The following is a 14,059-nucleotide window of genomic DNA, read 5'->3' as shown; positions in this document are numbered from 1 at the left end:
AATGACTCGGCAGTTTGGCCGCATCAGAAAGTCGTGGCTAGCACGGACCCGCTTTACGAGACCTACTATAATTTGTGGGATGGGGCACTTCTTGGTATGGTCGCACCGGGGTCATGACTTAAGCGATTCCCGCTGGCCGCCTGACGATCCAATGAGAGAATAGAAGGTCTGAGGACGAAGCGACTCAGTATTTCTGCTGCTACGTAGGAGCCAACTATCCCCATGAGCGTCGCTAGCGGGAGGTATGGAACCTGGACAAATGAGCCAATCAATGCCAGGACGAATGGATGCAAGCAGTAAAGCGAGAGCGATTGCCGCGAGGCATATCGTATAAAAAATGGGGCCTCTCGCTTGATCGCAAGACATAGAGAAAGTATTGCGATTGACTCAAAAAGGACGGACACCCTGCCGTATTCAGGAAAACCGATAGATCCAACCAGTGGCGCATCCGTATTGACATGAACCAAAGTGCCCCACTCGACTGCTGAAGCGATTGCGCATAGAACCAACATTACGCCAACGAACGATGCGATATTCTTCCTTAGTTGGTCCTGGTAACGTATGAGAAGCGTGATCGCAGGCGGAAATGAGAGGTAGTTGAACGGCGACCAGAAAGCCTGCAAGTCGATGTTATGTCCAGCAACGGCCGACCAGTTGAACGCGGCAGTCGCGAACATGCCGACCACGAGTGATAGAACAACCACGGCGGTCTTCATTCGAAGGACAATTTCGCAGACTGCCAGCGTCACCGATAACGCGAAGAAAAAGTAATAGATCGATCCGAAGCCTTGTGCGGTGAAAATGAATGGCGACGCCTGGATTGCCGCCCAACCCCTAGAAATTCCGGCTATCGATTCGAAAAACACCAAATTGGCCAAGCCCCAGAACAGCATAAGCCCGACGAGCCGCTTGATCCTTCTTGATAGTAAGTCGATTCCACCGCCTCTGGAAATGTACAGATAGCATGAAATCGCTATGAAGACAGGCACAGCCTGAAGCAACAGGTAGTAATTTGCGATGTCGGTAAATGACGGACGATATTTGGCCGCGTCACTTATTGACCACACGGATGGAGCCGGAAAAGCATGTGTATGCCAAATGACAACAAATGCAGAAAACAGGGCCCGCGCATAGTCTAAGCCATGGATGTGCTTGCTACTCTTCATGCGGCTTCGAAATGGTTGTCGTGGATGCGGCATGTTACCCCACTGTCAGGGGGAGTGCCTTGCAATCGCCATATTGTGCCGGTAGGATGCCCCAAAAATATCGGGGAGCATGAAGATGACCAGTGTGGAATGGGTTCTTCTGTTTGCACTTTGGGTAACGATAGGCGTTATCGTGCAAACTCATTATGAGAAGTACACGGGGTTCCTGGGCCTCAAGGATCGCACCCTCGGCATCATTATTTGGCCGCTCATACTCGTCTTCACGCTTCTTGAGGGCGAGCCCAGGGAGCGGCGGTAACCGAAATATCCGTATCGCATTAAAACAGCCCATTCGTATTGACCGTCAGCATCAGCACGTGCGCTCCCTTGTACATCGCAGGATTGTGCTCATCGTCGTACCGGGTCGGCAGACGGTAGTACTGGTACGAGATGCCAAAGTTGCCGCGCTGCACGTTCAGGCCGACGACTTGCCCCCATTGAAGGGTATGCGGCGTGTCGTAGGTGTGCGTTGAGCCGTCCAGATGCCAGAACGCGCTAACGGAATACGACGGGCGGTATGGGAACAGGCCGGCCTCAACGCCAATGTGCCAGCCGCGATAGAGAAAGTACGGTTCCAGCGTCAGCGCGACGCCCTGCGCGTTGCCCGACCCGGACAAATTCGCAGTCGGGATGGACGGATCGAGAACTTTCTTCGTGGCCAAATCGTAATTGCGGTCCTCGGTGCACTCGCAGCGGGCCGACAGGTGGCCGAGATTCACATAATCGACGTGCGCCCGGACGCCGAACTTCTCGCCCTCGTAGACACGAAAGTTCGTCCCGATCTTGAACGCAGGGAAATCGACGTGCAACGCGCTTTGCGGCGAACCTTGCTGATTCCATCGACCATCGGGGATGTCGAAGTGCGTTACCCCTAATCCGGCCTCAACTTCGAAAAAGCTTTCAGCGTGTGCGCCCGATGAAAGGCTAAGCGCTGCCCCCGCAGCTAATGCCGCGATACAATGAACGCGATTCATGGTTCTTTCCTGGAAGGTTGGTTCCGTGGGTCACCGCGCCCGCTTCGGTTGCAGCCGAAGCGGGCGCTCCTGTTTTGGATGCGCGTCGCTATCACGAATTCATCGCATCACGGGCCTAATACTAGCCATATATGGCTATTCCATCAAGAAATACTTCCGCGTTGAGGCGGAAAGTTGCGGCGTTGACACATAGGCTCGGCGGCGATGATGGATTCACATTCGCAGTGAATCCTCATGAGCATCGAAACAAACACCTCGGCCGTCGCCATCTTCTATCAGTTGGTGCGGCAATACGCCCTGACCACCCCTGCATGGGCCGTCACGCAGAGCTACCAGACCAAGCCGGATGAACGGTGGGATCTGACGTTGGCGAGCCGGCGCGCGTACGGCATTCCGGATGAGTTTCTGACCATCATGGCTGCGGCAGGGCTCGATTCGGTCGAGCAGGAACTGCCGGAGCAACTTCTCATTCTCCCGGACGCGGCGACGCTCAAATCCTTCAAGACGCAGGCGAAGTTCGTGAATCTCGCCGATGACCGCGATCCGACGCCGGCGAACTTCATCCCGCCAGAGTACGTTGCCCTCGTTACAAGACAGACGATCCCTCCGACGACTTAAGCCGTACCGATACTAGAACGGAAAATGTCCGCCGCGCGCAGCCGCAGGTCAGCGCAGCATGAATGAATGGACACAATCCAATGCGGCGTCTACATCATTCAATCGCCCTGCCGAGGCTTCTATATCGGCTCTACCACGAATTTTCGAAAGCGTACCGGCGAGCACGTGTCGCTTTTGCGCGGCGGGCGCCATCACAGCGCGGCATTGCAGGCTGCTTCCGATACGCATGGGATCGACGCCCTCAAATTCGTGCTGATCTTTCCGTGCTCCGGGGAAGAGCTGCTCGATCTTGAGCAAGCCGCGATCGAATGCCTCGATCCCCCGTTCAACCGTTCGAAGAACTCTCGCGAATCGCTGTCGACGCTTTGGAAGGATGCCAATTTCCGGCATGCCAATTCTGAACGCGCGACGGCGCAAAACAAGGCTCATTGGCAAGACCCGGTATATCGGGAAAAGCATCGCGACCGCGTCAAGGCGATGTTGACGCCCGAAGCGATGCAGAAGTCGGCGATCGGCCGCGCTCGGTTCCGCGAAGAACAACCCGAGGAAGCCCAGCGCATTGACAGCGCCGCATCGGAGCGCTTCGTCCGCATGCATGCCGATCCGGAGTTTGCCGAACGCCATGCACGCCGTATGGCGGGCGTCATGCGCGAGCGTCGGCAAGATCCCGAATTCAACCGGCGGTTCAAGGACGCGGTGACGAAATCGAACAGCCGCCCGGTTCAATGCGTCGAAACCGGCCAGGTCTTTGAGTCGATAAAGCTGGCCGCCGAATGGGCGGGAATTGCACCTAAGAGCGCCGGCAACATTGGCAGCGTTTGCCATGGCCGCATCAAGTCGTGCGGTGGCTACCATTGGAAATTCCCTGATGGCGAAAACTAAACCCAACGCTCGCCCGAAGTCGCGATCGAGCCATATTCCGCACGTCACGAAGACGCGCGGCGCGATCAAGGAGGCAAACGCCCGGTTTGCACGCGATGATGCGATCAAGCGTCGGTCGCCAAACCTGCTGTCGCCCTCCGATCTGCGCGGGAACTATGACGCATCGCGCGTCTTGATGACTACGTTAGGTGGCGAAATCCGGCCACTGAGTGACGATGACCTTGCTGCATTTCGGGATAACGTCGCGACCGTCGCGCGCCACTATTCCAAAGGGCTGACGGCGCAGAAGATCATTAATCTGTCGCGAGATGCGGATCGCGAGCGAGCCAACGAGCAGATTCACTACGCCATTCCGTCGTCGGCAAATCGCGGCACGATGCGATTTATCACAAATGCGAGCGAAGAATCGGACGTCAAGCGGCATTACACGATCGTCAAGATACTCGACTTCGTTTCTCAGGCATCGCAGCCCGATCAACCGAGAACGATCGCGTCAAAAATGCAGAGGTCCAGCCCACTTCAGGTCTGGTGCGATTGCGGGTCGTGGCGCTTCTTCTATGCATATGTCGCTACTGTGGGCGGCGTGAATGCGGGACCTCCCGAAACCAACTACCCCAAGATTCGCAACCCCTTGTTGACGGGCCTCGGCTGCAAGCACATTCTGCGCACCCTTACCGAGTTCCAGCGCAGTTCGGCGATCCGCGAGGTCATCGCGCGCATGGTCTCGCGTAACCAGCACGAGCACCCGCGGCAGAACGAGGCGATCACAACGGAAGAGGCGCGCGCCATCGCCAATCGCCAACGCAAGGCGGCTCGCGACGTCGAAGTGCGCCTCCCCGGCCCCAAAGCCGAATGGGACCCGCTTCGCGCGCGCCTGAAAAAGAAGTGGACCGCCGAGAAAGAAGCGCAGCCGAAGAAGACGGCCGACAAGGCTCGCGCCGACGCTCTGAAGAACCTTCGCAGACTGAAAGACCTCGGCCAGTTGTCGCAGGCCGACTACGACAAGATCCACGCCACCCTCTCAAAATAGGCCCGTCATGCTGAGCACCGTCCCCCAGCAAATGAATCTGATGGCGCGCAACGTGACGCTGCGCCACCCCAATAGCATGGATTGCGAGGTCTATCGCAAGGTCGTTACACGTACGTCCGATACCGAGACGGAGGGGTACCCCACACTCGGTGGGATGACGGTTCTTGACTCCGAAGACGAGGCGGCGATTGACTGGGAAGAGATCGGGCCCGCGAAACTTCTAAACTGTGAGCCATTCGTTTCGGCGCAGATGGTCAACCGCGATGACGGTATCGACCAGGCAAACGCAGAAATGTATGTGATGGTCGAGTTCCTGACTCCGGCCGCCGACCCGAATGCCAAGGTCGTCGACAAGCACGATGTGCTCGTGATCGAGATATCAACGGACGTGAAAATCGCCTACGAGGTGATGGAAGTGGATGCGGTCGTGAACGTTCCGCCGTTCGCGCGGCGGTACAGGATCGAGAAGCGCGACTTGCTCTTGTTTGCGTTCGACGACTAGCAGGTAGGCCTTATTTGGCTTGCAGGTCTTTGGCCCGCCGTGCAGTCATATCGAGTACGCACGACGCGCTATTCACTTGAGCCGCGGTTCCGCCATCTGTGTCGAGCGCGCATTTTGAGTCGCGATCTTTGATCCAGGCCCGTTGAGCGTTTCGCAGATCGAGGCGCTTGTTCGGCGGCAGCGCGGCCATGGTCGCTTGATAGCTTTTATTCAACCGGCCGTCCTGCTTGCTCGTCTCTGCGGCGATGCAATCCAGCATCGCGACCGTGACGCCATTCGACTTGGATACGCAAATGTCAAAGGCCTGACTGTATCCACTGGCGACAATGGGCGCCGGCGTCGCGGGTTTGGCATCAGCCGCCGGATTTTCGTCGACTGATTGCGCGCGATCGTCCTCGCACTTCGCGGCCGCCAGGTCGCTGAGCATCTGCGGGGCGACGTCGAAATGCTTGAACGCTGCCGTCACGACGAGCTCGAGGTTGTAATGGCTCGAGAGACTGGCGAAGTTCTTGCGGATATTTTTCGTTACTGCATCTTGCGGAATAGCTTGATCGCGCTGCGTGGCAGCGCTGAAGTACATCTGCCCTACTTCTGCGCATTCATCCGCCGCGAAGACATGAGCGGAAAGCATGAGCGCGAAAATCGCGATGATCGATTTCATGGTGACTGGTCTCGGCATATTATGAGTTCGCGCGCTGAGCGAATGCACTCTCGAGCGCAGAGCATTGCAAGGAAGCCGGTCACTATTATGTATGGTAGGAAGTGCATATACGTCCGTAGTCGGTGGTTATCTTTCACTGACAAAGCCCGGTCTGTGCCGGGCTATTAGATTCCTGCTGGTCACGAAGCCGACGTTATCGGGACATTCTCATACGCATGCCCCTGACACGACGGCTTGTTCACCCGATCGAAATTCGCTTCATCCGCAAAGCTTTTCTCGATTATGTAGAGGAGGCCTCGATACGGCCTACGCTGCTCGCTCGACTCCTCTCGAACAGGCTCCGCCGATGCCCGTACGCGCTTGAACAGCGCCCGAGCAATCATTGAAGCAAGCCAGCAGACGGCCTTTAACAGTATGGTGCGGTTCATCTGGGAAACCTTTCATGATCCCGTTCCGGCGGGATATCCGTTTGCCCGACGTGGGCTGACAGATCGAAATGGTGTTGTCCGGTCCCTGATTTCTCGCTGTCAGGGCTAAGAATAGCCATATACGCCTATTTCCGCAAGTGGTGCATCGCGAAATTTGTAACAAGGCTTGACGCAGATGGGTGCCAAAGCGCACACGCAGGCGGGCGATCTGCGGAAAAACCGCGCCGAGCAGCGATGGGCAGAGCCACACAATGAGGCTTCAAATAGGCTCTTTCCGCATATGGACGACTTCCTCGCGCTTGAGCGCGCCGCGCATGATGGCGCATTTGGCCTCGACAAACAGACCCTGCCGACACAAGCCCAGCGCGAGGCTAACGACTATCGCAAGGGATACGTCCGATTGCACGGACTCAATATCGCCATTGAGAACCCTCGAGGTTCGATGCGTTCAGGCAAGACCGCCGACGGCCGCGAGTGGGCGAACGTCATGGCCGCGCACTATGGCGAGTTCGTCGGCACGACCGGCGCGGACGGCGATCCGGTCGACGTGTTCGTTGGCCCATACCCGGAGTCGCAGCGCGTCTGGATCATCAATCAAACCTTTGGCGGCAAGTTCGATGAGCACAAAGTCATGCTCGGATTTGTGGACGCTGACAGTGCGAAAGCCGCCTACGTCAATTCATACACTCGCGACTGGAGGGGCCTGGGTTCCATGGTCGCGATGAGCCTTTCCGACTTCAAACAGTGGCTGGGCACGAATCCCCAAGCGCCCGTAGCGGAGAAACCCGTGGAAAAAATCCTTTGGTCCGGCGACGCGCCGCGCACCCTTACGTTTGATGCGGTCCTTTACCAGATCCGCAGGCGCGACACCGACGGCCTGATCTTCGACGCGGTGACCGAAGGTGAGGTTTTACAGGATGCGGACGAAGTATTGACGCTCGACGCCATGACCTCCCCATATCAGCAGTTGCCGAAACGCGCGCAATTGCTGATGAACATGATGAACCGGGTTGGCGATGCGCAGGTAGCGGGCTTCACGATCACGAAACCGTATCGTGTCCGCGGCGTCATCAACATCGCGGTCATCTATCGGCTGGCCGACGGACAGACCGTCACGGTGTATTTCCATACCGGCGGCAGCAACATCCGCGTGCAGCCGGCCGACGAACTCATCTCATGGAAATGGTCGCTTAACAAGCTCGATATCACGATCGCCGTCGCACCCGAACAAGGCGTCGAGCTCGACCTCCGCACCGTCGCGCGGCGCGTCATGCAACTGGCGATGAAAAACAGCCCGACGTTCGCAAAGCAGAATGCGAAGAAGGCTGGGACGATGGCGAACATCGAAGCGCTGAAAGGCCAGATCACTGCGGCAGAAATGGAACTCGCAGGCCTGCAGGCGCAGATCGACGCGCGCGACGCGGAGGCGCTCGACAGGGCTGCACGCGAGAAAGCCATTGAAGAAGCAAAGAAGCTTCCGCCCCCCGTCGTCGACGTGCTGCGCGTCATGGGCATTTCTGAGGACGTGATTGGCGCTGCATTTCCTTACGAATTGTTCGATGCATTTGTGGCCGCGAGCCCGGACGCCGGAAAACCGATCATCGCGCAGCGCAAGAGCCTGGTGCGGAATGCGCTGCGTCAATTGGGTTGGGAGGGTGACATGTACCGACCGCTCTCGCTCGGCGCGGCAAACGCGACCTACGTGGTGAACTTCACGGATCGCCCAGACCTCCGCATTGAGCTGGGCCGCTGGACTGGCGCACAAGAAAGCGGTGTCGCAGTGTATGACGATGACCTGATGCAAAGCGCCGAAGAGATGGCGGGCATCATCGACAATTGCGCGCGCGACGACGGCAGCAAAGTGGCTGAAATCGACGAGGCGGCGAAGGCCTCTGGGGAACCGCCGGTCGGAGCGCCCGCGCCGGAAGATGTGCAAGACGCCGTCGTTATGGACGTCCCGGCGGCCGTTGCTGATGTCGCGCCCACGACTGAATCGACCGCAGTCGACCCGACTGTCGTTTCGGAAGAGTTGGTTGCGGCACTCGGCGATGCTCCCGCCGCAACCGAAGTGCCACCCGCAGAAGCGCCTCCCGCCGAAGCAGTCGCCGTGGTCGAGCCGCTGCCTGTCGCCGGCGTTGATCCTTCGGACGATGGCAAAGCGGGCGTTGTGATCCAGATTCAGGAGAATGGCCTCGTGTCGCCGGATGTCGCCGCCGAAGAGGCGGAAGGCGGCGCGCGTGCTGTCGAGTCGCTCGCGACCTACGATCTGAATCTCCTCTGCTCAATCGTCGATGGGAAACTCAACGCTTTCACCGACGGCCTCGCGGAACGCATCGAATCGATCATGTGCGCGCATCCGGACAATCCTGAAATCCAGGCGAAGGCGAAATGCGCAATCGACGTCTACAGCGCCGCCGTTCTGCAAGCCGCTCGGGCGTCGATGGATGCGGTCGAGCAGGTTCCCGATCCCCTGCACGACACCCCGCCTGCCGGCGAGCGTGCCAATGAATCGGCGGTGCCCACCGATGAACAGAAGGCTGCAGGCGCTATCGCCGTGCGTCAGGAGAATGGCAACGACTGGCCCGCTCCCCCGACATCGACGCCGGTCCCGGAGCAACCTTCGCTCGACACTGCCCTAGTTGAGCCCGGCAATCCGACGGGCGTGCTCACGCCTCCCGCCGAGCCGGTGACGCCGGAACAGGCTGCAGCGCCGAGCGGCAGCGACGCGCTGCCCGCAGTGGACACGAGCGGCAAGCTCGCCAACCAGCCGACCGATCCCGATGCGCCGTCGATCGACAAGCCGGTCACGACAGCAGCTCTCGACACTGCAGTGGCCGACGTGGCGCAGATCGAACCGACCGAGTCGGGCCGGGAAGACGCGCGGCTCATTCAGATCCAGCAGAACGGCCAGAGCGAGCCGATCCTCGCCGAGGCGAAGGCAGAGGTCGGCGCAGAACTGCTCGCGACCGCGCCGAATCAGCCGATCCCGGTTCCGGACGTCGAGCCTGCGCCCGAAATCAAGCCGGTACCCGACGCCCCGCCCATTCCCGAAACGCCCGAAGTGCAGGAGCCGAACCCACTGCCGGTGAATGGCGATACGTCGACGCCGCTCGATGCTTCGGCGGCCGGCGTGCCGCAGGCGGTCGAGGATGTGCCGCCGACCGGGATCGAACCGGTGGAACAGGTACCGGACCCTCTCCACGATACGCCCCCACCGGCGCAGCAAGCGGCGGTTGATATGCCCATCGATGCGGCGCAATCGCAGTCCGAAAATCCGCCCGAAGCCGTTCGTCGTGAGGCAGATCAGGCTTATCTCGATTCCGTGATCGACGGCAGCGAGCGCGGCGAAAGCGGTCGCATCGGTGCGCTGTTCGAAACGTACGAGAAGGATGAGCCGATGCTCGAGAAGTGGCGAGCGGCTGTCGGCGCCTTCACGGCGCGGATGAAATCGTAATGGACATCATGACGCAACAGCCGGGCGAAAGCCCGCTACCTGATGCGGTACCGCTCGACGGCATCGCACCTACGCCGCCGTCTCTCGCGGTCCGAGTTCAGAGCGATGAGCCGATCAGCACTGGGCACGCAACGACGGCGCTCGACAGCGCGAACATTGACCGCCTGCGTCGTGTCGCGGCGCTCTCGCGCGCGATATGTGGTCTCGGTGCGGCCTTGGGGCCGGTCGAGAAGTTGCGCGCGGCAAACCGCATCCAATGGCTTGTCACGCACCCCGATGAACTCTCGGAAAACGTCGGGACGTAAGGCACATTCGGCAGCCTAAGATTGGTCTGTCTCCTTCACGTTTCGACGTGAATTCGCCCCGCCGCAGTGCGGGGCTTTTTTCTTTCGCAGTGGAAAACGCACCCGCGTGACATGTTCGCCGATGCCGACAATGAACGGCACACTCTGGGACCCTATTCCTGATGGCGGATGATCAAAAAAGCTTCCTGAAGCGAATCGGCAGTGCCGCCAAAGGCTTCTTCTCGAAGGCGGACAAGGACGCGCAGGAAATCAACCAGGCTGAGGCGCTGGCCTATGACGGTGGCAGTTCGATATCCACCCTGCTCGGCAGCGGGCGGCGCATGGCGCGCTCGCGTCAGCAGATCTATCAGAAGTGGTCGTTCATGGAAGGCGACGCGATCGTATCAAGCGGCCTGCGCCTTCATGTCACGTCGGCGTTGGGCGGCCATGAAACGACCGGCGATGTCATCTTCGTCGAAAAAACTCCTGAGACCGAGAAGGACAAGCAGTTGGCTCGCATCGTCGACGAAATATCGGCCGACATCTCGCCGCTGCTCAACAAGGTAGCTTACACGGTTGCCTATAACGGTACTGCGTTTGGCGATGCGTTCGCGCGCATGTACCCGCAGAAGGGGGTCGGAATTCGTGATCTATACGTCGACGAACTCGTGCGCCCACCGATCGTTCAAGCCTACGAACGCGGCTCGGAGACGGTGGGCTTCGTCGTGTACGCTGGCAAGAACAGTCAGGAACGCCTGACAGTCGCGCAAATGGCGCGCCTCAAGATGCCCCGTCAGCTTTGGGTGCCGCAGAATTCGGTGATCGAAAAGTCGTTTCGCGTCGCCCTGCTCGAAGACGACGTCGACGACCTTCCTATACTCCCCTCGTCTGTCGGCGGTTCCTTCCTGTTTCAGGCCGAAGAGGCCTACGACAACATGCTGGCGTCGTTGCTGGGCCTTGTCGCTCAGCGATGGATGGATTCGATCGATGAGCAGATGGTCGGTGTCAACCTGGAGTCAATGACGGCCGACGAGCAAAAGCGCTATCTCGATTCGATTGTCGCTATGCTCAAGCTTTCGAAGGAGCGTGCAGCGAACGCCGTTCAGGCGGGTCAGCCGATCATGGAGCGCATCCGCCACATCATCCCCGTATTCAACGAAAAGCAAGTCGTCCGCATGGACACGATGCATCAGGGGCGCAGCTCTAACATTACGATCGATGACGTGATGCTTCACGCAAAGTTGCTGGCCGGCGCACTCGGCACGGACCTGTCGATGCTCGGCTTCTCCGAAATCCTCTCGGGCGGCCTCGGTGACGGTGGCTTCTTCCGCACAAGCGCCCAGGCAGCGGAGCATGCGCGCGTAATCCGTATCGCGCTGTCGGACTTCGTCGAATGGATCCTGGACGTCCATACCATGTACCGATATGGCATGGTGTTCCCTAAGGGCAAGAAGCCGTGGCGCGTCAATTTCTACGGCACGATATCGGCGCTCGAGTCGGAACGTCAGAAGACCGAGCAGGACGCGATGGCAACCGGTGCCACGCTCATCCAGGCCATTCGTGACCTGAGGGACATGAACGCGTCGAAGGAATTCATTGTCCAGTTCCTGGTGAAGCGGATGAAACTCGACGAGGACGAGGCAAAGCTCTACGCGAAGATCGTGGACCAGCCACCGCCGTCCGGTGCATTCGGCGCGATCCCGGTGCAGGCCGAAGATCCGACCGCAAAGCCGCCCACCAAGCCAGCCAAAGAACCCGAGGACGCGTAATGGGTCTCTTCGATACGATCGCATCTCAGGCTGAAGGCTTCGCGGTTGGGCAACTCAAGGCTGTTGTCCCACCGAAGATCATTACGGGCGTCACGGCGGGAAGCAATGTCCTTAATCAGCTCGCGAGTGGCAACTTCCTCGGCGCCGCGGCGACGCTCGCCAATTCGTTCGCCAGGCAATTCGGAATCGGCCAGGACGTCGCAACGCAACTGTATTTTCAGAATACGCCGACTCCTCTTTTCGGAGGCGTAACTCCGGCCGAGGCGAAGCAGATCTACAGCGCAATGGCCGCGATGCAGATCGCTAAAAAGAACCTATTCCTCGTCGAAGTGCGGGACGTGGATCCTCAAAGCACGCTCTTCACGACCGGTCCCTACGCGATCTATGCGCCGGGCAATCGCGCTTTCAACATGTTCGTGACCGACCTCGATTACGCACCGGCCACGATTTCGGGCGACAAACATCGCATCGGCTCCGCGTCGATGGATAGCGTTGGAGGCTTCGAGCCAATCGAAATGCGTATGACCGCGATCGATGACGTTATTGGCACGATCAAAACATGGATGCAATACAAATGCAGTCTCGTCACCAATGCGGACGGGACAGTCGGCGTGCCCTTCGATTATCTGTTGAAGATCCGCGTTTTGCATTCCTTCATTACCGACGCCTCAAATCAGGGCGGTTACGAGGATGAATACATCATGCGGCCCGTCAGTGTGAGTTCGTCACTGTCCCGTCGCGAAGATGCGATTCAAGAGGTGCAGCTAGCCTTCACGCAGTTCGACACGTTCATTAGCTGATGGCTCTTAAATCTGACGCTTATGGCTTTCTGGTTGGCGCACCCGTTGAATGGGGGCGCGCCCTTCAGATCTTCACGGAGATCCGCGACGAAGTGCGCGGTCTCCGGAGCGACATTGCTGGCGGCGCGAGCATCAAGGCGCTGGAGCGCGCGGCGGACGCTGTCAGCCGGCAGGCGTCAACTAGCGCTCGAGCATCGACAAAAGCCGCAGCCGCGACGCCCACTCGCGCGGCCCCGGCCAGAGGCGCGAACGGCCGGTTCGTTTCAGCTACCCCGGTTGCGCCCGCGCGCACGGCGGCGTTGCGTGGTCCCAATGGGCGGTTCATTTCTTCATCGCCGGCGCCAGGCCCTCGGCGGCCCTATCGCATCCCTGTAATTGGCGTCGAAGAAGTAGCTACACCGGCGCGGCCGACCGGCACTTTGACTGCTGAGGAATTCGAGGCGCGACGGGCGCGCGCTGCGCGGCCATCGAGTCGCGATGAGATTCGTCGGCAGAACGCCCAAATGGCGCAAGCACGTCCTGCGCCGTTGGACGCCGATGCGAAGACGGAAAGAACGGTCGGTACGCCCGAGCAACGGGCAGCCGATCGGGCGACAAAGCAGGCTGCACGACAGGAAGCCAGAGAAGCCCAGCGCGCCGAAGCGCGCGCGGCACGAGCCGACGAGCGCGAAAAAGCCAAGGGCGAACGCGATGCCGCTCGCCAGAAGAAGACTGAAGAGCGTGAGGCAGCCAAGCTCGCGAGCGAACCGGGGCTCGCCAGTAAGGCATATGACGCTGTTGGAAGTGCGCCCGAAATCGACCCGGCCATTACGGCCGTGCACGAAGTTCAAGCCGCTATCGCCCCAGTTGGTCGCGGTCTATCCCGACTGTTCGGCACCGGAGGTCAAGATGCCTGGTACAAACGCATCTGGAAAGAACTCGTCGGGCAGCGGAAAGACCAATCGACTTATCACAAGGCGGAACAGAAAACCCTGCAGCAGATCGACGACAAGACTGGCGGGTCGAGCGGCGGCGGTTTACTGGGCGGACTACTCGGCAAGATACCGGGCGTCGGGCTGCTTGGCCGCGTGCTCGGCGCTGGCGCAAGTGGCATCGGCTCGATTGCCAGTTTGGCAATGCGCGGCGGCAAAGGCCTGTTCCGCCGTCTTCCGCTGCTGGGCGCTCTGTTTGCCGGCGGCTCCGCGGCGGCGAGCATCGCTGGCTTCGGCGACGACCCGAATGCATCACCGGAAGAGAATCGCGAGAAGCGTTTCACAGGCGCCGGGTCTGGTATCGGCGCACTCATTGGCGGTGGACTGGGCACGCTGGTCGGTGGCCCGATCGGCTCTGTCATCGGCGGGATGATCGGTGACAAGGTCGGCGAGCTCGTCGGCAAATAAGTCGGAGGCCAAGCGGTCTTAGGAAGACAAAACATTCTACCAACTCCTTGGCTCACAGAACGACATGGCTACG

Annotated in this window: 12 protein-coding genes; 9 read left to right on the top strand and 3 right to left on the bottom strand. The window is 59.5% G+C overall.

Features of this window, described 5'->3' with window-relative positions; translation table 11 throughout:
• Window positions 1–65: 65 nt before the first annotated feature.
• Window positions 66–1,166, bottom strand: a complete 1,101-nt coding sequence (locus QYH69_RS07810; protein WP_308831320.1) for an acyltransferase — start codon at window positions 1,164–1,166, stop codon at window positions 66–68.
• Between the two features lie 317 nt (window positions 1,167–1,483).
• On the bottom strand, window positions 1,484–2,179 hold the full coding sequence (locus tag QYH69_RS07805) for a hypothetical protein (RefSeq protein WP_308831319.1): 696 nt from the start codon (window positions 2,177–2,179) through the stop codon (window positions 1,484–1,486).
• 234 nt (window positions 2,180–2,413) lie between these two features.
• On the opposite strand from QYH69_RS07805, the gene QYH69_RS07800 reads away from it, so the two are divergent.
• The 4 genes from QYH69_RS07800 (at window position 2,414) to QYH69_RS07785 (ending at window position 5,211) form a co-directional block, all read left to right on the top strand.
• The gene (locus QYH69_RS07800) at window positions 2,414–2,797 is read left to right on the top strand and encodes a hypothetical protein (protein ID WP_308831318.1); all 384 of its coding nucleotides are present in this window, start codon (window positions 2,414–2,416) and stop codon (window positions 2,795–2,797) included.
• Window positions 2,798–2,863: 66 nt separating this feature from the next.
• Window positions 2,864–3,679, top strand: coding sequence for a GIY-YIG nuclease family protein (locus QYH69_RS07795; protein ID WP_308831317.1), 816 nt, complete (start codon window positions 2,864–2,866; stop codon window positions 3,677–3,679).
• Window positions 3,666–4,709, top strand: coding sequence for a hypothetical protein (locus QYH69_RS07790; RefSeq protein WP_308831316.1), 1,044 nt, complete (start codon window positions 3,666–3,668; stop codon window positions 4,707–4,709). The genes QYH69_RS07795 and QYH69_RS07790 overlap by 14 nt, the downstream gene beginning before the upstream one ends.
• A gap of 7 nt (window positions 4,710–4,716) precedes the next feature.
• The gene (locus tag QYH69_RS07785; protein WP_308831315.1) at window positions 4,717–5,211 is read left to right on the top strand and encodes a hypothetical protein; all 495 of its coding nucleotides are present in this window, start codon (window positions 4,717–4,719) and stop codon (window positions 5,209–5,211) included.
• A gap of 10 nt (window positions 5,212–5,221) precedes the next feature.
• Here the strand turns inward: QYH69_RS07785 and QYH69_RS07780 are convergent, their stop codons facing one another.
• Window positions 5,222–5,872, bottom strand: a complete 651-nt coding sequence (locus QYH69_RS07780; protein ID WP_308831314.1) for a lysozyme inhibitor LprI family protein — start codon at window positions 5,870–5,872, stop codon at window positions 5,222–5,224.
• 603 nt (window positions 5,873–6,475) lie between these two features.
• Here QYH69_RS07780 and QYH69_RS07775 point away from each other — a divergent pair.
• The 5 genes from QYH69_RS07775 (at window position 6,476) to QYH69_RS07755 (ending at window position 13,986) form a co-directional block, all read left to right on the top strand.
• The gene (locus QYH69_RS07775; RefSeq protein ID WP_308831313.1) at window positions 6,476–9,754 is read left to right on the top strand and encodes a hypothetical protein; all 3,279 of its coding nucleotides are present in this window, start codon (window positions 6,476–6,478) and stop codon (window positions 9,752–9,754) included.
• Window positions 9,754–10,059 carry a hypothetical protein gene (locus tag QYH69_RS07770; RefSeq protein ID WP_308831312.1) on the top strand — a complete coding sequence of 102 codons (306 nt, stop codon included), beginning with the start codon at window positions 9,754–9,756 and terminating at the stop codon, window positions 10,057–10,059. Before QYH69_RS07775 ends, QYH69_RS07770 begins: the two co-directional genes overlap by 1 nt.
• Before the next feature lie 161 nt (window positions 10,060–10,220).
• Entirely contained in the window at window positions 10,221–11,807 is a 1,587-nt protein-coding gene (locus QYH69_RS07765) for a hypothetical protein (RefSeq protein ID WP_308831311.1), read from the top strand.
• A complete protein-coding gene (locus QYH69_RS07760) occupies window positions 11,807–12,607 on the top strand; it encodes a hypothetical protein (protein WP_308831310.1) in 801 nt (266 codons plus the stop codon). The genes QYH69_RS07765 and QYH69_RS07760 overlap by 1 nt, the downstream gene beginning before the upstream one ends.
• Window positions 12,607–13,986, top strand: coding sequence for a hypothetical protein (locus QYH69_RS07755; protein WP_308831309.1), 1,380 nt, complete (start codon window positions 12,607–12,609; stop codon window positions 13,984–13,986). Before QYH69_RS07760 ends, QYH69_RS07755 begins: the two co-directional genes overlap by 1 nt.
• Window positions 13,987–14,059: the final 73 nt, after the last annotated feature.

The organism is Paraburkholderia sp. SARCC-3016, from assembly GCF_031119615.1.
Taxonomy (GTDB): domain Bacteria; phylum Pseudomonadota; class Gammaproteobacteria; order Burkholderiales; family Burkholderiaceae; genus Paraburkholderia.
The sequence above is the reverse complement of the archived record's forward strand: the minus strand, read 5'-3'. Positions and strand labels throughout refer to the sequence as shown.